At 66.3% G+C, this 21,508-nt stretch carries 23 protein-coding genes and 1 pseudogene; 12 read left to right on the top strand and 12 right to left on the bottom strand.

Annotated features, from left to right (window positions below):
- Positions 1 to 90: 90 nt before the first annotated feature.
- On the bottom strand, positions 91 to 825 hold the full coding sequence (locus AB0E69_RS05545) for an NAD(P)H-binding protein (protein WP_360139966.1): 735 nt from the start codon (positions 823 to 825) through the stop codon (positions 91 to 93).
- A 167-nt stretch (positions 826 to 992) separates the two neighbouring features.
- Here AB0E69_RS05545 and AB0E69_RS05550 point away from each other — a divergent pair, with 167 nt between their 5' ends.
- The gene (locus tag AB0E69_RS05550; RefSeq protein ID WP_360139969.1) at positions 993 to 1,370 is read left to right on the top strand and encodes a YciI family protein; all 378 of its coding nucleotides are present in this window, start codon (positions 993 to 995) and stop codon (positions 1,368 to 1,370) included.
- 164 nt (positions 1,371 to 1,534) lie between these two features.
- Positions 1,535 to 2,116 carry an adenylate kinase gene (locus AB0E69_RS05555; RefSeq protein WP_360139972.1) on the top strand — a complete coding sequence of 194 codons (582 nt, stop codon included), beginning with the start codon at positions 1,535 to 1,537 and terminating at the stop codon, positions 2,114 to 2,116.
- A 54-nt stretch (positions 2,117 to 2,170) separates the two neighbouring features.
- Here AB0E69_RS05555 and AB0E69_RS05560 read toward each other — a convergent pair whose 3' ends face one another.
- Entirely contained in the window at positions 2,171 to 2,803 is a 633-nt protein-coding gene (locus AB0E69_RS05560; RefSeq protein WP_360139975.1) for a hemerythrin domain-containing protein, read from the bottom strand.
- Between the two features lie 73 nt (positions 2,804 to 2,876).
- Here AB0E69_RS05560 and AB0E69_RS05565 point away from each other — a divergent pair, with 73 nt between their 5' ends.
- Entirely contained in the window at positions 2,877 to 3,926 is a 1,050-nt protein-coding gene (locus AB0E69_RS05565) for a lipoate--protein ligase family protein (protein ID WP_360139978.1), read from the top strand.
- On the opposite strand, the gene AB0E69_RS05570 is transcribed toward AB0E69_RS05565, so the two are convergent.
- Positions 3,927 to 4,556, bottom strand: coding sequence for a dihydrofolate reductase family protein (locus AB0E69_RS05570; protein WP_360139981.1), 630 nt, complete (start codon positions 4,554 to 4,556; stop codon positions 3,927 to 3,929). It abuts the gene before it with no gap.
- A 47-nt stretch (positions 4,557 to 4,603) separates the two neighbouring features.
- On the opposite strand from AB0E69_RS05570, the gene AB0E69_RS05575 reads away from it, so the two are divergent.
- Complete coding sequence (locus AB0E69_RS05575) at positions 4,604 to 4,987, top strand: VOC family protein (protein ID WP_360139983.1); 384 nt, start codon at positions 4,604 to 4,606, stop codon at positions 4,985 to 4,987.
- Here AB0E69_RS05575 and AB0E69_RS05580 read toward each other — a convergent pair.
- The 5 genes from AB0E69_RS05580 to AB0E69_RS05600 form a co-directional block, all read right to left on the bottom strand.
- On the bottom strand, positions 4,975 to 5,541 hold the full coding sequence (locus tag AB0E69_RS05580) for a DUF1707 domain-containing protein (RefSeq protein ID WP_360139986.1): 567 nt from the start codon (positions 5,539 to 5,541) through the stop codon (positions 4,975 to 4,977). The genes AB0E69_RS05575 and AB0E69_RS05580 overlap by 13 nt on opposite strands.
- Positions 5,538 to 6,266: a PadR family transcriptional regulator gene (locus AB0E69_RS05585; protein WP_360139989.1), complete on the bottom strand. Its 729-nt coding sequence runs from the start codon at positions 6,264 to 6,266 to the stop codon at positions 5,538 to 5,540. The genes AB0E69_RS05580 and AB0E69_RS05585 overlap by 4 nt, the downstream gene beginning before the upstream one ends.
- An 84-nt stretch (positions 6,267 to 6,350) precedes the next feature.
- Positions 6,351 to 7,073 (bottom strand): DUF2993 domain-containing protein, encoded by a 723-nt coding sequence (locus AB0E69_RS05590; protein ID WP_360139992.1) that lies wholly within the window; start codon positions 7,071 to 7,073, stop codon positions 6,351 to 6,353.
- Positions 7,063 to 7,965, bottom strand: a complete 903-nt coding sequence (locus AB0E69_RS05595) for an NAD-dependent epimerase/dehydratase family protein (RefSeq protein WP_360139995.1) — start codon at positions 7,963 to 7,965, stop codon at positions 7,063 to 7,065. Before AB0E69_RS05595 ends, AB0E69_RS05590 begins: the two co-directional genes overlap by 11 nt.
- Positions 7,966 to 7,996: 31 nt before the next feature.
- Positions 7,997 to 8,389 (bottom strand): helix-turn-helix domain-containing protein, encoded by a 393-nt coding sequence (locus AB0E69_RS05600; RefSeq protein ID WP_360139998.1) that lies wholly within the window; start codon positions 8,387 to 8,389, stop codon positions 7,997 to 7,999.
- Positions 8,390 to 8,468: 79 nt separating this feature from the next.
- On the opposite strand from AB0E69_RS05600, the gene AB0E69_RS05605 reads away from it, so the two are divergent.
- Positions 8,469 to 9,167, top strand: a complete 699-nt coding sequence (locus AB0E69_RS05605; RefSeq protein ID WP_360140001.1) for an SDR family oxidoreductase — start codon at positions 8,469 to 8,471, stop codon at positions 9,165 to 9,167.
- 558 nt (positions 9,168 to 9,725) lie between these two features.
- Here the strand turns inward: AB0E69_RS05605 and AB0E69_RS05610 are convergent.
- Both AB0E69_RS05610 and AB0E69_RS05615 read right to left on the bottom strand, forming a co-directional pair.
- Positions 9,726 to 10,070 carry a hypothetical protein gene (locus AB0E69_RS05610; RefSeq protein WP_360140004.1) on the bottom strand — a complete coding sequence of 115 codons (345 nt, stop codon included), beginning with the start codon at positions 10,068 to 10,070 and terminating at the stop codon, positions 9,726 to 9,728.
- Between the two features lie 160 nt (positions 10,071 to 10,230).
- On the bottom strand, positions 10,231 to 10,668 hold the full coding sequence (locus tag AB0E69_RS05615; RefSeq protein ID WP_360140007.1) for a MarR family transcriptional regulator: 438 nt from the start codon (positions 10,666 to 10,668) through the stop codon (positions 10,231 to 10,233).
- A 187-nt stretch (positions 10,669 to 10,855) separates the two neighbouring features.
- Here AB0E69_RS05615 and AB0E69_RS05620 point away from each other — a divergent pair.
- The 4 genes and pseudogenes from AB0E69_RS05620 to AB0E69_RS05635 form a co-directional block, all read left to right on the top strand.
- Positions 10,856 to 11,359 (top strand): annotated as a pseudogene (locus AB0E69_RS05620) (MBL fold metallo-hydrolase); the annotation flags it as partial.
- Between the two features lie 62 nt (positions 11,360 to 11,421).
- The gene (locus tag AB0E69_RS05625; protein WP_360140438.1) at positions 11,422 to 11,661 is read left to right on the top strand and encodes a hypothetical protein; all 240 of its coding nucleotides are present in this window, start codon (positions 11,422 to 11,424) and stop codon (positions 11,659 to 11,661) included.
- 18 nt (positions 11,662 to 11,679) lie between these two features.
- Positions 11,680 to 12,072, top strand: a complete 393-nt coding sequence (locus AB0E69_RS05630) for a nuclear transport factor 2 family protein (protein ID WP_360140423.1) — start codon at positions 11,680 to 11,682, stop codon at positions 12,070 to 12,072.
- A 24-nt stretch (positions 12,073 to 12,096) separates the two neighbouring features.
- Complete coding sequence (locus AB0E69_RS05635) at positions 12,097 to 12,477, top strand: nuclear transport factor 2 family protein (RefSeq protein WP_360140010.1); 381 nt, start codon at positions 12,097 to 12,099, stop codon at positions 12,475 to 12,477.
- 249 nt (positions 12,478 to 12,726) lie between these two features.
- On the opposite strand, the gene AB0E69_RS05640 is transcribed toward AB0E69_RS05635, so the two are convergent.
- A complete protein-coding gene (locus AB0E69_RS05640) occupies positions 12,727 to 13,188 on the bottom strand; it encodes a MarR family winged helix-turn-helix transcriptional regulator (protein WP_360140013.1) in 462 nt (153 codons plus the stop codon).
- A gap of 62 nt (positions 13,189 to 13,250) precedes the next feature.
- Between AB0E69_RS05640 and AB0E69_RS05645 the strand changes: the two genes are divergently transcribed.
- The 3 genes from AB0E69_RS05645 to AB0E69_RS05655 all read left to right on the top strand — a co-directional run bounded on the left by AB0E69_RS05645 (position 13,251) and on the right by AB0E69_RS05655 (position 17,935).
- Positions 13,251 to 14,666 (top strand): MFS transporter, encoded by a 1,416-nt coding sequence (locus tag AB0E69_RS05645; protein WP_360140016.1) that lies wholly within the window; start codon positions 13,251 to 13,253, stop codon positions 14,664 to 14,666.
- Positions 14,667 to 15,497: 831 nt separating this feature from the next.
- The gene (locus AB0E69_RS05650; RefSeq protein WP_360140019.1) at positions 15,498 to 16,328 is read left to right on the top strand and encodes a class I SAM-dependent methyltransferase; all 831 of its coding nucleotides are present in this window, start codon (positions 15,498 to 15,500) and stop codon (positions 16,326 to 16,328) included.
- An 836-nt stretch (positions 16,329 to 17,164) separates the two neighbouring features.
- Positions 17,165 to 17,935, top strand: coding sequence for a hypothetical protein (locus AB0E69_RS05655; RefSeq protein WP_360140022.1), 771 nt, complete (start codon positions 17,165 to 17,167; stop codon positions 17,933 to 17,935).
- 663 nt (positions 17,936 to 18,598) lie between these two features.
- Here the strand turns inward: AB0E69_RS05655 and AB0E69_RS05660 are convergent.
- Positions 18,599 to 21,322, bottom strand: coding sequence for an NACHT domain-containing protein (locus AB0E69_RS05660; protein WP_360140025.1), 2,724 nt, complete (start codon positions 21,320 to 21,322; stop codon positions 18,599 to 18,601).
- Positions 21,323 to 21,508 lie beyond the last annotated feature (186 nt).

Raw genomic sequence — 21,508 nt, forward strand, 5'->3', positions numbered from 1 at the left:
GGAAGCCTGCGCGGCTTGCCGGGCTTGCCGGGCTTGCCGGGCTTGCCGGGCTTGCCGGGCTTGCCGGGCTTGCGGGGCTTGCGCGGCTGGTCAGGCTTGGGCGGCGACGAAGTCTGGCCAGGTGTGGGTGCCGTGGTCGGCGCCGGTGAGGGTGAGGTTGCCGCCGGCCCGGTAGACCTTGCCGGCCTTGCCGGGCACGCGGATCGGCAGCGAGACCCGGTGCTTGCCGGTGGCCCGCAAGTAGTCGTGGGCGAGCTCCGGCAGGCTGTAGACCTGCGGGCCGACCAGATCGGGGACGAGGCCCTGCGGTGCGCCGAGCGTGAGCTCTACGAGTCGCTGGGCGACGTCCTCCGCAGCGACCGGCTGGAAGCGGATGCCCCCGGGCATCGGCAGGACAGGCAGCTTGGCCATTGCCCGCACGGTGTTCCAGGCGAAGTCGTGCAGCTGCGCGACCCGCAGTACGGTCCACGGCACCGAGGACGCCCGTACGGCCTGCTCGGCGCCCAGCTTGGACTTGAAGTAGCCCAGCGGGAGCTGGTCGACCGCGGTCACCGAGATGTGGACCAGGTGGCCCACGCCGGCTCGCTCCGCCGCGGCGACCAGGTTGCGGGTGCCGATGTCGTCACCCTTCGGCCCGCCGGCCAGGTGCAGTACGACGTCCACGCCCTCCAGGGCCTCGTCGAGGCCGTCACCCTTCATCAGGTCGACGGCGACGCCACCTGCTTGCGCGTGCCGGCTCAGTACGCGCACCTCCCGGCCGGCCGCTCGCAGCTGCGGTACCACCAGCTTGCCGATCGTTCCGGTCCCGCCTGTCACCAGGATCATCGTTCCGCTCCTTCGTGGGGTTCTGAAAGGCTGACGGAGCTCGGTGCGGTGAGTGTGACCGGATGTGACCTGAGATACAGGGCGGCAAAATGTCGAGGGGTTCCGGGCGCCTCCGACGTAGTGGGTGCCGGGCGCAGAGGGCGACCGGGCGAACTGGAGGTCAAGAGATGAAGTACGTGGTGCTGATCCACTCGCAGATGGAGCCGTGGGGACATCCGACGATCGACTTCACCGAGGTCGGACGCGCGGTCCCGGCGGCCGAGCGGGAGGCGATGGGCAAGGAGTTCGACCGGCTGCTGACCGAGCTGTCCGAGTCCGGCGAGCTGGTCAGCGGGCTCGCGCTGGACAAGCCGTCGACGTCCCGCGTCTACCGCTGGGAGGGCAAGCGGCCGGTGAGCACCGACGGGCCGTACGCCGAGACGAAGGAGCAGCTGGCCGGGTTCTTCGTGCTGAACTGCGCCACCCGGGAGCGCGCGGAGGAGCTGGCGGCCCAGTTCGCCGGCCCGGGCGACACCATCGAGCTGCGCCCGGAGTGGGAATTCTGAACCTGGCAACGATGGACATGCGCGCGAAGTAGCAAATCCGGTTGCTGCGCGCAGGTTTGCGCGGGGTGTGACGTAACCGCGCGGTACGGAGTGATGTACGCCGTATCGCGCGGGCGAAAGGTCCAATATTGTATTGGGCTTACCGGACAGCCAGGAGGATCGCGGTGACCACTGTCTTGCTGATGGGCCCGCCCGGAGCGGGGAAGGGTACGCACGCGGGCCACCTGGCCGGGCATCTCGGCGTACCGGTGATCTCCACCGGAGACCTCTTCCGGAGCAACGTCGCGCGCGGCACCGAGCTCGGCCGGACCGCACAGCGCTACCTGGACGCGGGCGAATACGTCCCCGACGAGGTCACCAACGACATGGTCCGCGACCGGCTCGCCCAGGACGACGCCCGGTCCGGGTGGGTCCTGGACGGGTACCCGCGGACGCTCGAGCAGGCCGCCGTCCTGGACGAGATCCTGCGGGGGCAAGGGCGTGCGCTCGACGCGGCCCTGGTCCTGCTCGTCGACTCGGAGGTGCTGGTCGACCGGCTGCTGCGCCGCGCCGAGATCGAGCACCGCTCGGACGACACCGAAGAAGTGATCCGCCGCCGGTTCGAGGTGTACCACACGCAGACCGCACCGCTCCTCAACCTGTACGCCGGCCGCGGCATCCACTACGAGGTCGACGCCTCCGCGGACATCGACACCGTCCGCGGGCGCGTCTGGCAGGTCGCCGTAGAGCTCAAGCCGGCTGCCTGATCAGGTCCGGTTGCCCGATCGGCTCTGGTTGCCTGGTCAGCTCTGGTTGCTTGATCAGCTCCGCCATACCGGAGCCACTGTGGTGCGGTAGCTGCGGCCGAAGAGACCTGTGATCACTGCCAGGACAGGCTTCGGGACCGTGCCGGTGATGGCCGCGGACTCGGCCGGGCCGGCGCCGTCGAGGGCCCAGGCGAAGAAGGTGCCGCCCTGGACCGGTCCGACCTTGGCGAACTCGCGGCCCATCGCCTTGATCTCCGGGCGGTTCTGGTTCTCCAGATAGGCGGCCTCGATCTCCGCCTCCTCGTGGTCGAGGTGCTGGACCGTGACCCGCTGCAGCTCCCGCATCGCGGTGAGTGCGGCCGCCGCGTCCTCGGCGCTGCCGGACCCGTGCAGCGCGGCCATCGCCGACCGCGTCGTGGCGAGTGCGGTGGCCATCGTGTCGTGCTCGGCGTCCATCTGCGCGAGCAGGTCGCGACTCACGCCGACCTTCTCCAACGCCGGCCAGGCGATCTCGTGCTCACCCTCGTGGTGCCGGACGAGCTGCTCGTCGAAGTTTCTCCAGGCCGCAGTCAGCTGCATGGCCCGCTGCCGGTCCCCGGCCGGGAACCGCCCCAGTGCGTCAATGAAGCGATCCAGGTCCCGCCGGAACGCGGCATGGATCGCCTTGTTCATACTCATCTCCGCCATGGCCCGGAGTGTAGGCCGAAGCAGACGTGAAGTGGTGGGAACAACCGTTGAACCGGGCAAGTTGTTTCCGAATATGCATGGTGAGTACAAGGTGCCCGGCGGGAAGCTCGTGGTCGCGGACCTGGACGTGGTCGACGAGCACGTCCGGAGCGCGCAGATCTCCGGTGACTTCTTCCTCGAGCCGGACGACGCGCTGGAGCGGATCAACGGCGCGCTCGGCGGTCTGCCGGTGGCGACGCCGGCAGCGCAGATCGCGGCCCGGGTGCGGGGCGTGCTCGGTGACGGCGTGGAGATGCTCGGGTTCTCTCCGGAGGCGGTAGCCGTCGCGGTACGGCGTGCGCTCACCGGCGCCACCGGGTGGCGTGACCACGCGTGGGAGTTCGTCCACGACGTACCGCGGGAGCCGGCGTTGCAGATGGCGCTGGACGAGGTGCTGACCGAGCAGGTCGGCTCCGGCGAGCGGCCGCCGACGCTGCGGGTCTGGGAGTGGGCGTCGAACGCAGTCATCATCGGCAGCTTTCAATCTTTACGTAACGAAGTTGACCTCGACGGCGCGGCCCGGCACGACGTGACCGTCGTCCGGCGGATCAGCGGCGGCGGCGCGATGTTCGTGGAGCCCGGCAACACCATTACTTACTCTCTGTACGTACCTGAGTCGCTGGTCTCCGGGCTGTCGTTCGTCGAGTCGTACGCGTTCCTCGACGACTGGGTCATTGGTGCGCTCAACGATCTCGGCATCGCGGCGACGTACCAGCCGATCAACGACATCACCTCGCCGGCGGGCAAGATCGCGGGCGCGGCGCAGAAGCGCTTCGCGGGTGGCGCCGTCCTGCACCACGTCACGATGGCCTACGACATGGACGCCGCGAAGATGCTCGACGTACTGCGGATCGGCCGCGAGAAGCTGTCCGACAAGGGCACGCCGAGCGCGGCGAAGCGCGTCGACCCATTGCGTAGCCAGACCGGGCTGGAGCGCTCGGACGTGATCTCGCGGATGGTCGGGACCTTCCGGAGCCGCTACGGGCTGTCCTCCGGGACGATCGATGACGACACGGTTTCGCTCGCTCAGGAACGGGTTGTGGAGAAGTTCGGCACCGAGGAGTGGCTCACCCGCGTGCCGTGATCACCGACGGACGATCTGCACGTGCGTCGCCTTGGGCGAGCTGACGACGGAGTCGACCCGGTAGTTCCCGAGGCCGTCGGCCAGGTTGTCGAAGAGACGCTCGCCGGCGCCCGCGAGGATCGGGGAAACGACGACGTGCAGCTCGTCGATCAGGCCGGCGCGCAGGTACTGCTGGACCGTGGCCGCGCCGCCCCCGATCGTCACGTCCTTGCCGTTCGCCGCGGTGAGGGCGCGCTCGAGCACCTGCTCGATCGGGTCGTCCGTGAAGTAGAACGTCGTACCGCCCTTCATCGGCAGCGTCGGGCGCGGATGGTGGGTCAGCACGAAGGTGTCGCGGTGGTACGGCGGGTTGTCGCCCCACCAGCCCTGCCACGACTCGTCCTCCCACGGACCGCGGAACGGGCCGAACATGTTCCGGCCCATGATCGTCGCGCCGGTGGTGTCGTCGTAGCGCCCGATGTAGCTCGCGTCGATCCCGCCCCGGCCGGCCGCCTTGTCGTCCTGGGCCGCGAACATCCAGTCGTGCAGGCCGTCGACACCGTCGCCGAAAGGCGCGTCCATCCGCTGGTTGACGCCGGCGCTGAAGCCATCGACCGTGATCGTGAAGTTCTCCACGCGTACCTTCGCCATGAGCGTCTCCCGGATTGTCGGTGCCGATCACGGTACTTTGGCATGCCGTGGAGATCAGTCACGTGATTCTGTACGTCTCGGACCTGACCGCGTCGGTGGAGTTCTACCGGGACGTGGTCGGGCTGTCGTACAAGTTCATGGACGCGGGGTACGCGGAGTTCGCTGCCGGCGGGGTGCGGTTCGCGTTGTACGAGCGGCGGCGGGCGGAGTGGTTGACCGGTCGGGCGGTGGCGCCGGGGGCCGGTGGGGAAGTGGTGGTGGCGGTCACGTCCGCAGACGACGTGGCCGAGCGGCTGCGGGCGGCCGGCGTACCGGTGCTGAGCGGGCCGGCGAACCGTCCGTGGGGACACCGGACGGTCCATGTGACGGACCCGGACGGTTTCGTCGTCGAGTTCGCCGAAGAGATCCCGAGGGCTCGTCAGCGGCGGTAGTGACTCCACCGGCGGCGGGACATGCCGCTGATGATCACCACCCAGAAGACGCCCCACAGCAACCACGGTGCGGCCAGTGCAATCGAGCTGATCACCAGACCGACCATGAGGAACGGCAGCAGCATCATGAACGGCGGTGGTCCGCTCGGACGGCGCCGTACGACGGCCGCCGGCTGCGGCTGCTCCTGGGGCAGGTCGTCGAAGAGCGGCACGAGGTCAGCGACGTACCGCGCCTGGGACGCCTGCTCGCTCCGCTCCTCGAACTCGGCCTGCGTGATCCGACCGGCCACGAAGTGCTCACTGAGCTGCGAGACCGCCTGGTCCCGCTCCGCGTCACCGATGCGCACCGGCTTCTGCGGTACGTCGCTGTGCCGCTCCGGACCAGGGCCGCTCCAGTCGCCGACCCAGCGCAGCTCGCCCGGCCAGCCACGCCCGGGGCCGTTCCACTTGCCGTCCCAGGGCGCTCCGCCCCGGGGTGCCCGAGGGCCCCGGGGTGTACGCGCGCCCCGGCGACCACTCCAGTCAGCGCCGTCGTCGTGGGCAGGCGTGGTCATGACCTGTCCCCAGTGCCTTCTGCGCCGTCGCTGCCTTCCGCGCCGTCGGTGCCGTCGTCCGCGGACAAGATGCCGTACAGCTTCTTCCGAAGCTCGCCCAGCGCTTCCTTTGCCTTCGCCTGCTGCTCCGGCGTACCCGTCGCGAGGATCTGCCACATCGCACCGGCCACCTGGCCGAGCATCGGCTTCAGCCCGCTCTCGTCGTCACCGGTCGGCGCGCTCATCGCCTCCCACGGCGCAGACACCTCGTCCTGGTGCTCAGCGACGTACGTGCGACCCTCGTCGGTCAGCCGGAACGTGCGCCGTCCGGTCTCCGCGTCCGCGGTCACCAGGCCCTCGTCCTCGAGCTGCTGCAGCGTCGGGTAGATCGAGCCCGGGCTGGGCTTCCACATACCACCGCTGCGCTCCGCGATCTCCTGGATGATCTGATACCCGTTCATCGGCTGCTCCGCCAGCACGGCCAGGATCGCCGCCCGTACGTCGCCCCGCCGCGCCTTCGGCCCGCGCCACCGCGGCGGCTGGCCCCAGGGCGGCCCGAACATCTGTCCGCCGCCGAACATGCCCCACTGCGGGCCGCCGAAGTGCTGCTGGTGGCCGCCGTGCCCACGCGGCCCACGCCGGCCGGTCATCGCCGCGCGCAGCTCTTCCTTCAACTCGTCGAAGCTCCCGCACTGACGCGCGAACTCCCGCCACGGCCAGCCCGCGGCGTACGCCGATCCACCCATCACAACCACCCGTTTCCGTCCTCGAGGTTCCGATAGTTCGACGATATATCGCGAACCATCGGAACCCAAGGGCAGTTTTCGGGATCAGGTGTTGAATTTCAGGTCGGCGGCGGAGGCGGTGAGGAGGACCGAGCTGCCCTCGACGCTGACCTGGTCGAGCTGGGCGCCGAACGGCAGCTTGGGGATGACGATGCCGCGGGCCAGCTGGTTCTTGACCGCGCTGCGGATGAAGGACGGGATCGAGTCGGACAGCTGGTCGACCACGAGCACGATCCGGCCCTTGCTGACCTTGGGGACGATCGTGACGTCGGCGTTGATACCACGCAGGGACAGCTTCGCGTGCAGCTTGTCGTCGACGACGGCCATCGTCAGGCCGCTCAGGCCGGTACTGCGCGCCGCCAGCTTGGCCAGCTCCGCCGGGGCGAGCTGCAGTCGCAGTGCGGTCGAGTCGACGGTCACCGCCGCACCTCGGTCGCCGGTGAGCAGCGCCTTCGGTACATGCACGTCAGTCAGGTCGACCTTCAGGTCCTCCGCGGGGATGCCCGAGAAGGTCGGCTGCTTCATCGTCAGCGTGACCTTGGAGAAGTCCTCCTTCACCAGCTGCGGCAGGAAGCCGAACCCGCCGATGTGGACCGAGGTGTCCGCGGCGCGCACGTCGTACTGCGCCGCCTCCTTCTCGGCCATCGAGGCCAGCTGGTTCTCCGCGACGTACGCCGCCGCCCGGTCGACGACGACCAGCAGGAGCGCCAGCACCACCAGCGTGATGAGGAGGCGCCGGAACGCGCGGCCGGGTCTGCTAGAGCTCATCGGTGCCCTTTCCGAGCATCTCTCGTAGTGCGTCGTCGGTCGGCACCGGTTTGATGCCAAAGGCAACAGTCGCCGCGGTGGAGTCGAGCACGAACGGCCGCTGCCACTGGTACAGCATCTCCACCAGCTCGCGCGCGGCGGAACCGGCGAATCTCAGCATGAACGCCGGCAGCTTCGCAACCCGAGCCTCCGGCGCCCCCGCAAGCTCCGCGGCACGGTTGGCGAGCTGGCGCACGGACATCGGCTCGGGAGTCGGCACATGCCACGCGCGTCCCCAGGCGGTGCGGTCGTCTGCCACCGCGATGAGGGTACGGGCAACGTCTCCGACGTACGTCCAGCTGTGCGGCGCATCAAGATCCCCGGGCATCAACCCCCGCTTGCCATTGAGGATGTTGGGCAGCACGGACACGCTGAACGGCGAGACCGCGCCGGCCCCTAGGTAGTCCGACCCCCGCACCTCCGCGGTCCGGATCCCCGCTTCGAGCGCCTCTGTCCAGAGCTTGGCGCGTACCTCGCCTTTGGTCGAGTTCGGACGCAACGGCATGTCCTCTGTCATCGGCCGGTCGACCGCGCCGTACCCGTAGAGGTTGCTAGTGCTGACCAGCACGGCCCCGCTGTTCTGCGCCGCCTTGATCAACGCCGCATTGAGCACTGGCCACTCCGTGATCCACTTGTCGTACGGCGGCGCCGCACACGAGTAGATCGCCATCGCGTCGTCGACGTACTGCTGGAGCCCCTTGCCCGCGTCCGCAGCAACCCGCTCCGCCCCCTCCGGCCCGCCTCCGGACCGGGAAACCACCCGCACCCGCTCACCCCGCTGGAGCAACAGCCGCGACACCGCTCCACCAACCGCACCAGCACCAACAACTACGTGCACTCCACGTCCCTTCACCTGCCCAGTGTTGCGGACCCCTGGTTGACGCTCACCGGCTGGGATTGGTTGGTTCAAGCACTGCGGGCTCTGGTGATAGGCGGGCGCGGGCAGCCTCGATGTCGGGGACGTGCTCTTCGGCCCACAGTCGTACCGCTCTGAGCGGGACGAGCAGGGATTGACCAAGGGGCGTCAGGGTGTACTCGACGCGCGGTGGGTTCTCGTCGTAGTCCTGTCGGCTGATCAGGCCGTCCAGCTCGAGCGACCGCAGCGTCTCGGTGAGCACCTTGGGGGTGATGCCCTGGATATGTGTCTTCAGTTCCGTGAAGCGTCGCGGCCCGTCGGCGAGGGCGTTGACGACGAACACGGTCCAGCGGGCGCCGATGCGGTGCAGCACGGTGCGGCTGGGGCAGGTGGCTGCCATCACGTTGTACGCCTTGCCCATGGTGCTCCCAGTTCCGTTGAAGATACCGGTATCAAATCCATACCGTCGTACCCGTTGGATTCTACGGAAGGGAACGGACATGGAGCGGATCCTGGTCATCGGCGGCGCGCGGGCACTCGGGGCGGCGGTCGCGCGGCGAGCGGTGAAGGACGGGTACGGCGTGACGATCGGCGCGCGCGATCTGGTTGCGGCGCAGGCACTCGCGGACGAGATCGGCGCGGACGCACTGCGCATCGACCTGCAGGACGAGACGACGATCGCGGCCGCTGCCGAGAAGCTGTCGGACGGTGTCGATCACATCGTGACGACCGGCTCGGCGCCGCACGACGTACGCGCCGCCGAGCTGGACCGGGACAAGTTGGTGGCGGCATTCACGGCGAAGGTGCTCGGACCGATGCTGATCGCCAAGCACTTCGCGCCGCGGCTGACTGGCTCGATGGTGCTGTTCTCGGGGGTCGTCGGGTGGCGGCCGGGTCCGGGGTCGCTGGTCAAGGGGGTGACCAACGGTGCGGTCGAGTACGCCGCTCGCCACCTCGCGGCGGAGCTCGCCCCGATCCGGGTCAACGCGATCTCACCCGGCATCATCGACTCCGGCACCTGGGACCACCTCGGCGACGCCAAAGCGAACCTACTCGCGAAGAGCGCCACGACCACGCTAGTCGGCCGCCACGGCCAACCCGACGACGTCGTGGACACGGTGATGTGGCTCCTCCGCGCAGGTTTCATCACCGCCGAAACAATCCACCTCGAAGGCGGCACCCGCCACAAGACGACCTGAGCCCATTTGCGACCTCGAAGTTCGCCGGTGTAACTGGTGGCGGGAGTTGCCCCGGGGGCCGCGCAACCCCGGTCGTACAAGGTTTCGGCGGGTCGTACTACGGCCACGTGGTGATCGGCTCGGGCCTGTACAACAGCTCCTACTTCCTCACCGAAGCCAGCGAGCTCGACCGGACGCAGTCACAGAACCTCGGGATCGGCGGCTGCGGTGACGTCACCTTCCTCGAGACGAGCGACCCGCACGACACGGACCGTTGCCTCGGTCAACCACCACGCGCTGCCCTCGAACGGCACGCTCACCCGGTGGGACTCCAAGGGCAGTTTCGGCTAGACCAACCCACAGTCCGCGGCCGGGGTCCCGTCCGTGAGGACAATGGCACTGACCAGCCAGACCGCGGCGTACCCCTTCGGTGAGTGAGGTTCAGCCGAAGGTCGCCTTCCCGATCGTGACCCAGTCGGCATCCCATGCGACCTGCCCGGCGACGAACACCAGCCTCGACCTAACACCTGCACCCAACAACTCCTCAGAGCCGGTGTCGATGGTTACGAGCAGAACCTCTCAGTACGACGGGAGCGGGAGGTCGGAGTACAGGAGGTCGCCGATCTGGACCCAATAGCTTTCGGAACGGCCATTGAGAACGTCCTGCCGGGACAGTCTTCCTGCTTCCATGCTGAGCCAGGCGCGAGCCGTCGAAATCGCGAGATCCCGCTGCGAGGGCAGCGCGAGTCGCTCCACGGCAAGCTGCGGCACCTCCCCGGCAGCCGCGATGATCGCGGACGCAACCGTGACGTCTGCACCCCCATCGCGAGCCTCGCGCAGCCGCCGGCACCACGCCCGCACGGCCTCGATGTATTCATCGATGACCTCATCTTGAACATCAGGCTTCTTCTTGAACAACCCCATCAGTAAACCCCCTCCCGATCGTGGCGGTATCAGCCTTTGACTGAGGCGCCCCCACCGCCGAGACCTCTCCCGAAACCGTGCCCAGTACAACCTGACGGACAGAGGCCCCTCCTTGACGCACTCGGCCGCCGAGCCTTCGGGCGCCTATCGGTGCGGCCTCTTACGCGTTCGCGTCGCGGAGGGTGCGCAGGATGCGCTCGAGGTGGCGGCGGTCCTCGGCTGAGAGTGGGGCGGCGAGGTGGGTGCGCAGGTGGGCGACGTGGGCGGTCAGTGCGTGGTCGAGCGCTTGAGCGCCCTTGTCGGTCAGTACGGCGAGTGCGGCTCGTCGGTCGGCCGGATCGGGGTCGCGGCGGATGAGTCCTTCCTTTTCGATGCGGTCGGCGAGCCGGGCGAAGCCGCCCGAACTGAAGGACACGGCCGCTGCCAGGTCCGTCATGCGGAGTTGGTGGCCGGGGGTGCGGCCCAGTCGCAGCAGTACTTCGAGCCAGGTGTGCGGTATCTCGAGATCACGGTTCACCAGGGCTTCGATGCGGCTGTGGGCCTCCACAAGGAGACCGAAGAGCGTCACGTCGTCGTCGTTCAGCAGTTGCTCGTTCACTCCTCAAGGATGACAGAAGGACATGTGCGGCAGAATCTGCTGTTGCAGATTCTGCTGCAGCAGATATATTGTCTGCATCGGCAGATATTTCGCCCCTCCTCCATCACACCTGAAGAAGCCGCTTGTCCAGCACCGAGGTTCGTGCGGGGCACCTGGGACCATCACCCTGCACCCCGAGGAAGCACGCATGACCACTCTTTCCTTCAAGGTCCTCGATCTCGACTTCCCGGCCGGATCCAGGAACAAGACGGCCACCCTCGTCACCGGCGAGAACGAAGCACTGCTGGTGGACGCCGCCTTCACCCGCGCCGACGGCCACCGCTTGGCCGCCGAGATCCTCGACTCCGGCAAGACGCTCACCACCGTGTTCGTCAGCCACGGCGACCCCGACTTCTACTTCGGCGCCGAGATCCTCGCCGACGCCTTCCCTCACGCACGTTTCGTCGCCACCCCGCTCGCCATCGAGCACATCAAGCACTCCTACGAAGGCAAGCTCAAGGCCTGGGCCGCCCTGGGTGCGAACCTGCCCACCCGCCTCGTCGAGGTTGAGCCGCTGACCGGCGATCTGACACTGGAGGGCCACCGCTTCGAGCTCAAGGGCGGCTCGGCCGAACTGCCCGACCGCCACTACCTGTGGCAGGCCGAGCAGCGCGCCGTCCTCGGCGGTGTCCTGCTCTTCCAGAAAGAGCACGTCTGGATTGCCGACACCCCACCCCCGCCGACCGCGACGCCTGGATCAAGCTCCTGGACGACATGGCCGCGCTCCAGCCCGAACTGGTCGTGCCCGGCCACCGCCTGCCCGGCACCGCTGCCGACGCCTCCGCCATCACGGCCACCCGCGACTACCTGCTCGCCTTCGAGGAGGAACTCGGCAAGGCGGCCGACGGTGCCGCGCTGACCGCGGCACTCGTCCAGCGCTACCCCGAGCACGGCATGCTGATCGCTGCCCAGATCGGCGCCAAGGTCGCCAAGGGCGAGATGATGTGGGGCTGACATGACCGGCTTCACCACATCCGGCGCACCCGCCGACGTCGTACGCCGACAGTACGTCGCCTCGGCGACCGGCGACTGGCGGCGCTGCAGGCCACGCTCGCCCCCGACGTGGAGTGGACGGAGATGGCAGGCTTCCCGCTCGCCGGCACCTACCGCACCCCCGAGGGCGTCACCTCCAACGTGATGGAGAAGCTCGCCGAGGACTGGGACGACTGGACCGCCCACGACGACACGTACGTCGTCGACGGCGAGAACGTCGTCGTCCTCGCCCGGTACACGGCAACCAACAAGGCCACCGGTAAACCGATCGACGTCCGCGTCGTCCACCACTTCGTGGTACGCGGCGGACTGATCGTCCGCTTCGAGCAGTTTGTCGACACCGCCCTCGTCGCCGACGCGATGACCAACTGATACCCGCCTGGAGAAAGGAAACCCGTGTCCGCCGAAGACAACAAGGCACTCGTCATCTCCTTCTACGAGAAGGCGTTCAACGACTACCAGCCGGAAGAGGCTGCCGCCGCTCATCTCGGCGATAGCTACACCCAACACAACCCGGAGGCACAGGACGGCCCGCAAGCCTTCGTCGGCTATGTCCACTGGCTGCGCGGGAAGTTCCCCGACCTGCGCCTGGACATCAAGCGGGCCATCGCCGAAGGAGACCTCGTCGTCACCCACAGCAATCTCCATCTCGAGCCCGGTGACCGCGGCATGGCCGTCGCGGACTTCTGGCGCGTCGCCGACGGAAAGATCGTCGAGCACTGGGACGTGATCCAGGAGGTACCGCAGAAGAGCGCTAACGACAACACCATGTTCTGAAGCCCCCCACCCCTCCACTAAGGAAGGTTTCATCGGCTGTACGGCGCGTTCAAGGACCCACAGGGCGCGTGATGGCCGTCAGGGTGAGCGCGTTCAGCTTCCTGTACGGAAAGGCGACCGTGGGCTCAGACGCGCCCCGCAACCCGCTCGACCTGGTCTGGTGCGCCTTCTGCTCTCCCAGCCACCACGGGCCAGGGCAACGGCGCACTGGTGGTGGGCTGCCGCCAGGGCCGCAGCTTATCCAGTCGGCTATGGGAGCTGCTGCTGGGCGGCGAGGAAGCGTTGCAGGTAGCCGTGGAAGCGCCGCACGTCCTCGGCCGACCAGTCGGCGGTGAGCTCGGCGAAGACGGATTCCTGCCACTGATGGGCGGCCTCCAGCATCTTCGCGCCCTTGCTGGTGACAAGGAGGCGGCGCTGCCGCGCATCGGCGGGTGAGGCGACCTTGCGGAGATAGCCGCGTTCGACCGCCTGGGTCAGGAACCGGCTGGCGCCGGACTGGTCGATGCCCAGCTCGTCGGCGACCTCGTTGACCGTGGCGCCCTCGTCACCTTGGAGGGCAGCGACGGCCTCGGTGACCATCACGTCGCGCCCGCGCTCGGCATCGACCGCCTGGCCCGCGCCGGTCCAGCGGCGCGACCAGTACCGCACCACGCGGAACAGCGCCCGGCCGGGCGTGGCCCGCTCGGCGGGTTCTGGCGTCCTCGCACTCATGGCGACAGTCTATGCGATCCGCATGTTATTATGTATGCGTATCGCATAGATCGGAGGGTGTGATGAAAGCCGAGGCATCGCCGGAGTCAGGCAGCCGCCGGACGGTTCCGGCGCGGGTAGAGCTGGCGTTCTTCGCGCTGCTGCTCGGGATGCTGCTCGCCCAGCTCGACACGAACATCGTGGTCGCGGCTCTGCCACGGATCGGCGCCGACCTGGATGCCGGACCGGCGATCGCGGGAGTGACCGCCGCGTACCTGCTCACGGTCACGGTGACGACGCCGATCGCCGGCAAGCTGGGCGACATCCTGGGCCGGCGTGCGGTGTTCGTCGGCTCGGTGCTGGTCTTCGCCGCCGGTTCCCTGGTGTGTGCTCTGGCGCCCTCGATGCTGCTGCTCGTCGCGGCTCGTGCTGTGCAGGGTGTCGGCGGGGCTGGGCTCATCGTGACTGCGGTCAGCACCCTGGGCATCCTGTTCGACAAGACCGAGCTGATCCGCCGGCAGGTGTGGCTCACCGCCACCACCGCGATCGCCGCCCTCGCCGGGCCTCCGGCCGGCGGGTACGTCTCCGAATGGGCCGGCTGGCCGGTGATCTTCCTGGTCAACCTCCCCGTCTGCGTCCTCGCCCTTGCGATTGGATACCGCGGTCTGCCGGGCCGCTCCGGTACGACGAGCCTGCGCGGCTTCGACCTGACCGGAGCGGCGCTCATGCTCGTGGCGACCTCCGGCATCGTTGTGCTGGGATCGTTCGAGGCGATCGCCGGCTCTCCTGTCCTCGCGACGGCGATCCTGGCTCTTTGCGTCCTCGCGACCATCGCCTTCGTCCGACGCGAACGACGAGCCGCGGACCCGCTCATCCCACCCGCGATCTTCGCCGCACAGGGATTGTCCCGGTCGATCATCGTCACCGGGATCGGCGGGATCGCGCTGTTCGGAACGTTCACCTTCGTCCCCCTGGCCGTGATCGCCGGCACCGGGTACGACGTGTCGACCGTCTCGACCCTGCTGGTCGCCCTCACCGCAGGCCAACTCGTGATCACCGCGACCTTCTCTGTCGTCGCTCGGAAGTTCCCCCGCATGGTGCCCTGGGGACGCCTCGGGCTGATCCTGGGCGTCGTCGGCCTGGGCCTGCTCGCGATCCTCCCCCTCGGGAACACCTGGCCGAGTCCACTCGTGCTGGGAGTCACGATCGCGGGCCTCGCGCTGTCCGGTGCCGCCCTCGGACTGATGATGCAGGCATACACCCTGCTCGGCATCACCACCGCGCCGCCCGACCACTTCGGCTCCGCAATGGCAACGCTCACCCTCGCCCGACAACTCGGCGGCTCGATCGGCGCCGCCGCATTCGGGTGGCTGCTCATCACCATGTCCGGCTCATCGGACGCCACCGTCGCGATCCTCGCCCTGGCCGCCCTCCTGCTCGCCGTCGGCGTTGTGGTCGCACCGCGGCGACATGACGAACCCGAGGCTGAGAGCACATGACCGTCGCGGCGTGGCGATACCTCATCGAGACGCAGACCGGCTCGGCGGGCCTGTGAGGCGGGCGCGGTGTCCGCGTCGATCGCGCAGGGCAAAGAACGCCGGGTGGGCGTTCGGGCTGATCATGGCGCACACATCCACGCATCACGAGCCGATTGCCCCGGGTCGCTCATGACTTCGTGAAAACTGATCTTCGTCCGGTCGGGATCGGCGATCGTGTTCAGCGAGTCCGTCAGGCTTCCTGCGCAGCAGTTCGCGGGGACTGTCTACCGAGCCCGCCCAACTCGTGCACCTTGGCGAGGACCGCGCTGGGATGCTCATGCCGTGGCTGGACGAGCTGCTCGCGCTGAGCATCGACGGTCCCGCACCGGAGCCGCGGAGCCGTGGAGGCTCGGTGAGCTTGCAGCGCGGGTGCATCTCTCGCAGAAGCAACTGTCGCGGGTGTTCGTGGAGGCGTACGGGAACACGCCGCTGGCGCCCCTGACCCTGACACGGCTGTCAATGCCTCCGTCAATGAACTCCAATCGTTTCCAGGCAGATCCGGCACTCAGACAGTGCCAGCGCAAGATTTCTCGACTGAGACACGCACGCGTATGACGACCCTCGCACTTGTCAGGCGGTGATCGAAGCCTCGACGGCGAGGCGAGCTGGCGAAGGCATACCGTTGCCAGCTGTTACTGCCTGTTGAGTTCGACCGTTCGACCGGTCTGTTGCTCCTACCGTCGTCGGTGGATCAGGGGACCGTCTGCGGCTGTGAAGCGAGTTAGTTGGCCGAGAATCTTCCAAGGCTCCGAATCGCGTCCCCCGCACATTCCATGGTGAGACGGCGCCGCGATGCTCGTTGACGAGACTGCGGACTTTCCCGGCGCCGTCGACGCCCGCACTGCGTGGGACCTGGCACACTGGCTCGGCATGACCTCCGATGCGCAGACCGGCGAGCAGCAACCGGACCACTACGACAGCTTCGCCGAGGCGTATGCGCGCGCGAACGAGAACGGCCTGTTCAACCGGTGGTACGCCCGGCCGGCGGTGCTCGACCTGCTGGGTGACGTGGCCGGGCGCCGGATCTTGGACGCCGGCTGCGGTTCAGGGCCGCTCGTCGCCGACCTGCAGGAGCGAGGGGCGAACGTAGCCGGGTTCGACGCGAGCCCTGCGATGATCCGGCTCGCCCGCGAGCGGCTCGGAGACGGCGCCGACCTGCAGGTTGCCGACCTAACCCGGCCGCTTCCGTACGACGACGAGGCCTTCGACGACGCGTTGGCCGTGCTCGTGCTGCACTACCTCGAGGACTGGTCGGGCCCGCTGAGCGAGCTGCGCCGGGTGCTGAGGCCTGGCGGTCGATTGGTAGTTGTGGTCAACCACCCGGTGATCCCGCCGGTGGTGTATCCCGAGGTCGACTACTTCGCGACCGTGCCGAACCCGGAGGAGTACGACTTCGACGGCGTCTCCGCAACACTCACGATCTGGTACCGCTCGCTGAGCGCAATGTCGGAGTCGTTCACCGCCGCGGGCTTCAGGATTTCTGCGATCAGCGAGCCGCCGGTGTCACCGGACACGCCGCCCGAGCTGCTGCCCCCGAGCGAGTTCGACGCCACCCGCTTCATCGGGTTCATCTTCTTCGCCCTTGAGGCAGTACATGCCTCTACTTCGACTCCCGCTGGTTAACTGGTACCACCGGTTGTAGGAGTACCGGGAGTTGCCGACCCGGGCAGTAGGCGTCGATGACTGGCTTCACCGGGATTTGCGGATGGAAGTGCAGTGGTACCTGGAGGCGCGCGGCGGTTGCGTAGAGGTCCTCGTACTCCGGTGCGTCGGCCGGCTTGCACTCGCGTCACCGTCTCAGCCGGCGACATGGTGTGCGGGGACGCTCGGTTGAGCACGCGAGAGGAGCGGGTGGATGGTTGAGGTGCCCGTTCACATCCGACGGCTCGTCTCCGATCGCGGGTTCACCCGGTTGCGGCCCGCCGGCGGCGGGGTGGAGTTTCAGGTGTTCGCGGCGAGGCCTCGGACGGCGCAGCGGTCGACCGGCTGCTGGCGGTCCACGAACGCGTGCGCCAAACGTTGGCCGACTGAACTGGGCGCATCCGCGTGACCGCCACAGACGACATGTGCGTCAGCGGGCGAGCATCTGGCTTCGCCACCCACCGAGCATCCCGACGATGCCGCCCGCAGATATGGGCCGTCGTCCTACCAGTCGTAGTCGACGAGAGTGCAACTTTGCGGCCCTTCCGAGTATCGAGGTAAACAGAAGCGTGACCACGTACTGTGACCCAGGGGGCCTGGCAATGTCCGGTCGACTGAGCAAGAAGGCGTTTGAGGTAGTGGGAATCACCCCTGGGGCCGCGCGAGCGGTGGGTGTGTTGGCCGCCAGTGCGATCCTCCTGACGGGGACCGTTCCTGGCATCGCAACCGCGAAAACGACGGCCTCTGTGGCCGCCTCGGCAGCATGTCGCGTTGTCCCGGGCTCCGTGACGGCCGGCGGTGACGAAACGGGCCTGATCGTGACCGCCACGTCGCCGCCGACGGTGCAGCAAACCACTGATTCCACAGACATCTACCCCGATGGCCAGGTCCGGCTGAGCGGGACCATGGCGAACGATCCGGACATTCCCGGTTCCGGCGGGCGGATCTGGGGCAATGTGGTGCTGGGCTCGACGATGTACGGGAGCAACTACTACTTCCTCGAGAACGGCGAGGTCGACCGGTCGCGGGTCTTCCTCACCAGGGTCGGTAGCGGCTGGGGTGACGCGACCTTCTTCGACACGACGAGGTACTGGAACTATCCGCAGCCCCTGCAGGTCACCGCGCAGTACTCGCTCCGCAGCAACGGCACGCTCACCCGCTGGGACGACCGGTCGGGATCGGAGTGGGGTAACAAACAGACCGCGACCGGATTCGCCGCGGTCAAGACGATGGCGCTGATCAGCCAGACCGCGACGTACGACACGTTCCTCGCGAACACCCGGGGCGGCGCGCTCTACACGATCCGGATCCCCCGGACCTCGCCGATGAAGCCGATCGTGAAGCTGGTCCGCTCCTCAACCTGGCAGGGTTTCGAGTCGATGGTGATCGCGAAATGCGGCATCTACGGAACGCTGCTGCTCGGCATCGACAAGGACACCGATTCCGGCTACCTGTACGCCGTTGGTCACGCCAACGGCACCGCCACCGTCATCAAGGGACTCGGCAAGCTCCCCGCGACGTTCGCCGACGCCGTCTACTTCCGCCACACCATCCGACCGGGCGACAATCAAATGCTGTTCGGGGAGTGAGGTCATCGTGACGAAACGGCTCCGTACTGCGCCGCGGATGGCTGCTGACGCTGCCCTGGTGACCGGGATGCTGGCCGCCGCGCACGTACGAACTGACCGCTCGAGCGGCGGTGAGATTCGACCGATCGGAGCGCCTCATCGCAGTTACCCGCATGGCATCATTCGTGGCACAAAATCGCGGATACTCGTGGGGAATCTCGCGACCGCTGAGGACTGCCGTGTCGCCAAAAGCGCTCGTAGAGAGCGGATGCGACGATGTAGGTCTTCCTCGTAATGAGAAGGCCATCGGTTCGATTTCGGCCGCCGGCTTCCTACCTGAACTACGGCGGCGTGCCGCAAGCAGGCGGGAAGCCGAGAGGTGTCGAAGGCCTTGTCCGCGGCGCCTCGCGCTCTCCTTGGATGCAGATCTTAAGCACTCCGCAGATGGTCATTGCATCGGCCAGGATGACCGAACGTGCCGACGCGCTCGGCCGCTGGAGCCGGTGTCGCGAGACCTACCCAGATCGTCCGCCGATCCTGCCAGAGCCGTCCCGGTCGAAGGTTGGCGACAATTAAGACAGTCCAGCAATGCAGCAGGACTGAGCTCGGGAACTTTCTCGCGGGGCGCATAACCAAAGCAATCTTTCGCAACAAGTTACCAAGCAGCTCTGGATATTCGGCCAATCAAGCTTCGCTCACGGCTGCGGCCTCAGGCAGCTCTGTCGGTAAATGCCACATGGCAGCAGACGACGCAGCAGCGATACGCCAGTTGGGGTACCAGAGAAGGAACGATGGGGTGAGCAGCACCACGTAATATCGCCACGTCTTCCGGCGGCCTCTCACCATCTTCTGCCTACTCCCCTTGCGGGCCAGTCGACCAATACGGCGGAAGCTGATCGTAGGCTCTGCGATGAACTCCGTAAGCACTGCAGGGATGTCCTCGCCAACGTGTGGCGCCCAACGAATCCTGCTGCTCGGGGATAGGAGGCGCGCAGTCACCGATCCGCGGCGGACCCTCCGCACGATTTCAAGCAACCACATCAAAAAGAGGCCGACGATGAAGAGACCGAGCCACATTCCCGAAAGACTCGTAATACCGAGTATTATGCCGGTGACGGCAGTTGAAATCATTGACAGATGTGCGCCGATGGTTACGTTACCGAGCGCCTCGCCGACTCGCGTTCGTCGCACGGGTGCATTGGCGAATATCGCCAAAGTGGTGGAGGGTCCTGGCCATTCGCGGCTGGCCTGCATGATAGTGCCGAGTATCGTTCCCTTGGTCATCCAGTTCCGCCGCCAGTCGTCGTGGTCACCATTGTCGAGCGCGCGATTGACGCCATCCTCTGCCTTCATTGACATTAATCGATCAAAAACGCTTTGAAAATACAACGCGCCAAGAGCGAGTATCCACGCCCATTCTCGTACTCCGCGTTCGTCCCTCGTGAATCGAGCGAGAACATGCGCGAGGACAGCCGGTTCATCAAGCGCTTTCGCCAAGAGTTTCTGATGGTTTGTGACACCATCGGCATCGAGTGATTGAGACAACTGTAGAGCTCCGGCAGGATCAAGTCGTACATAAGAAAGGAATAACCGATCGAAGTCGGACGGCGAACCATCCACAGTTCGCTCAAAGAATGGAGCCAGGAACTCGCGGTTCTCCCCAGTGATGACGTTCGCGACCAACTCACGGTCTCTTAGAACCATCGCTGCCTGGCGGAACAAGTAGAGCCAGTTGTCGTCACGCGTCGGCGCTGGCGCACTCACAATCGAGCCCGCCAACCGCTCTAGTTCGTTGACAACGGCGCTGTCGTCGTATGGTTGACAATCCAACATTGTTCTAAGTGCTATGTCCGGGCCACACGCCTCCACCGCCCACCGGGCGCGCTTGCGCCGTGTCTTGGCATTTTCCTCCAGTGCCACAGCGAATACGATTACCTCGGCAAGACGCTCGACGAAGCGCGTGGCGGATAGGCCGCCCGGATCGGATTCAACACCCTTGACGATCTTTTCCCAAGCCTCATCAGCACCTTTGGCGACCGCTGTCGCGGCAAGAAATTCACAGAATGTGAGATGAATAAATCGGAGTGTTTCTTCACGCCTCTCCTCCGTGAATAGACCTGTATCTCGCGAGAGTTCACGAAGTAGGACAGCAGCAGCGGCGTCGCTCGACAGACCCTCGTGCTCTCGCACTAGGTTGATCGCCGTATCCCACTGCAAGGTGTTCCGAGACTGTTTCCCGTCGAGCAGATGCTCTATGGCGAGCCGGCCAAGGAGTTGCTGCCGGTTTCGCAGCAACAAGCTCAACCCGGTGGTCAAACCAAACTGACGCCCGCGCCGGCGCACCAACAACTCGTCTGTAACTGATCGATAGAAATCTGGTCGAGTTTCCGGAAGTCCTTCTCCGCCCGTAAGCTGATCAGTGGCGACATACATAGCAAGTATCAATGGCGTCTGGCACATGCTACGAATATTCGGCTGTGACGCCAGGCGAGCGAATATCCTGGCGAACTCCCGCTCAGGCTGTTGCTTGTATGGCCATTTCTGAAGAAAGTTATACATATCCTCCGTTGTGAAGGGCTCAAGGGTGAGATGAATCTCGAATGCATCGGTGAAGCTCTCCGGCAGGTTGACGTAGAGTTGCCGCCGCGTGGTGACAATGACCCGGTTATCGGCGTTGTATCTCGCTAGAGTGTCACACAGTTGAACTATCTCGCGAGAGACGGTGTCAAAGTCGCTCGTCTTGACTTCATCTAAGCCATCAAGCATCACAACAACGCGACCGGCGTTCAGAAATGATTCGTACAGCTCATCTCCAGCATAGGTCTGGACCGACGTCACATCACGCCTCACTATTCCCTCGAGGCTCGGATTGGGGCCAGCTACCCTCGAGGCAAGGTTCGAATCGAGATTCTTCAACTCGATTAGAACTGGGATTCGTCCATTCAATGAGAGACTGGTGGCGTGCCTGCAGATGTCTCGATAGATCCTCTTGACGAGGGTCGACTTTCCAGACCCTGGATCGCCGACGAGGAGTATGCGTCGATATTCTCCGTGCGCAATTTGCGCGGCGGATACCCGTTGTTGTTCGGCCGATAATGCCGTGAGTGGGACGAACATCTCGTCGAGCCGCAACTCGACCGGCACGGCGGCCGGCACGGTGAGTCTGTCCGAGCTCGCTGCGAGGCGATTCAGCGCGAATTCGCGGAGACTGAGCGCTGCGGAAGCTCGCGGCCGCAGGTACCGAGCGAGTCGGTAGCTCACGCCGCGCCGGAGATATGTCGTAAAACTCTCAAGACCGAGTTGCCGAGTGAGAGACTTTGCATATTTGCGGCGCTGATACACAAACGTGACAACCGAAGCGATCGTGGTCGCGGAAATCGTAATCGTCGGAATTGAGATGGAAAACATTTGGAACGGTCCCCCCGTTCTAGCAAGCGAAGCTCTAGGGTCCGCAGACCCCGGCTGGCTCGGTGCGTGCGCATCTCTACGCATGCTATCGGTGGACACTTCAATCGTCGATGCGCTAGGAGGTCGGTTTGCCCAAGCATGCCTGCGCAAGCTGCATCAGAAACTGCGTTGGCGGTCCTGTATTCA

This window comes from Kribbella sp. NPDC026611 (genome assembly GCF_040638345.1).
Lineage (GTDB): Bacteria > Actinomycetota > Actinomycetes > Propionibacteriales > Kribbellaceae > Kribbella.

Coding starts and splice junctions, on each gene's coding strand:
- AB0E69_RS05605 (WP_360140001.1), top strand. CDS start 8,469: ATGGAGCGGATCCTGGTCATCGGCGGCGCGCGGGCACTCGGGGCGGCG.
- AB0E69_RS05660 (WP_360140025.1), bottom strand. CDS start 21,322: ATGTTTTCCATCTCAATTCCGACGATTACGATTTCCGCGACCACGATC.
- AB0E69_RS05560 (WP_360139975.1), bottom strand. CDS start 2,803: ATGGCGGAGATGAGTATGAACAAGGCGATCCATGCCGCGTTCCGGCGG.
- AB0E69_RS05580 (WP_360139986.1), bottom strand. CDS start 5,541: ATGACCACGCCTGCCCACGACGACGGCGCTGACTGGAGTGGTCGCCGG.
- AB0E69_RS05545 (WP_360139966.1), bottom strand. CDS start 825: ATGATCCTGGTGACAGGCGGGACCGGAACGATCGGCAAGCTGGTGGTA.
- AB0E69_RS05650 (WP_360140019.1), top strand. CDS start 15,498: ATGCTCGTTGACGAGACTGCGGACTTTCCCGGCGCCGTCGACGCCCGC.
- AB0E69_RS05590 (WP_360139992.1), bottom strand. CDS start 7,073: ATGAGCTCTAGCAGACCCGGCCGCGCGTTCCGGCGCCTCCTCATCACG.
- AB0E69_RS05565 (WP_360139978.1), top strand. CDS start 2,877: ATGCATGGTGAGTACAAGGTGCCCGGCGGGAAGCTCGTGGTCGCGGAC.
- AB0E69_RS05645 (WP_360140016.1), top strand. CDS start 13,251: ATGAAAGCCGAGGCATCGCCGGAGTCAGGCAGCCGCCGGACGGTTCCG.
- AB0E69_RS05600 (WP_360139998.1), bottom strand. CDS start 8,389: ATGGGCAAGGCGTACAACGTGATGGCAGCCACCTGCCCCAGCCGCACC.
- AB0E69_RS05610 (WP_360140004.1), bottom strand. CDS start 10,070: ATGGGGTTGTTCAAGAAGAAGCCTGATGTTCAAGATGAGGTCATCGAT.
- AB0E69_RS05550 (WP_360139969.1), top strand. CDS start 993: ATGAAGTACGTGGTGCTGATCCACTCGCAGATGGAGCCGTGGGGACAT.
- AB0E69_RS05640 (WP_360140013.1), bottom strand. CDS start 13,188: ATGAGTGCGAGGACGCCAGAACCCGCCGAGCGGGCCACGCCCGGCCGG.
- AB0E69_RS05570 (WP_360139981.1), bottom strand. CDS start 4,556: ATGGCGAAGGTACGCGTGGAGAACTTCACGATCACGGTCGATGGCTTC.
- AB0E69_RS05585 (WP_360139989.1), bottom strand. CDS start 6,266: ATGGGTGGATCGGCGTACGCCGCGGGCTGGCCGTGGCGGGAGTTCGCG.
- AB0E69_RS05625 (WP_360140438.1), top strand. CDS start 11,422: ATGGCCGCGCTCCAGCCCGAACTGGTCGTGCCCGGCCACCGCCTGCCC.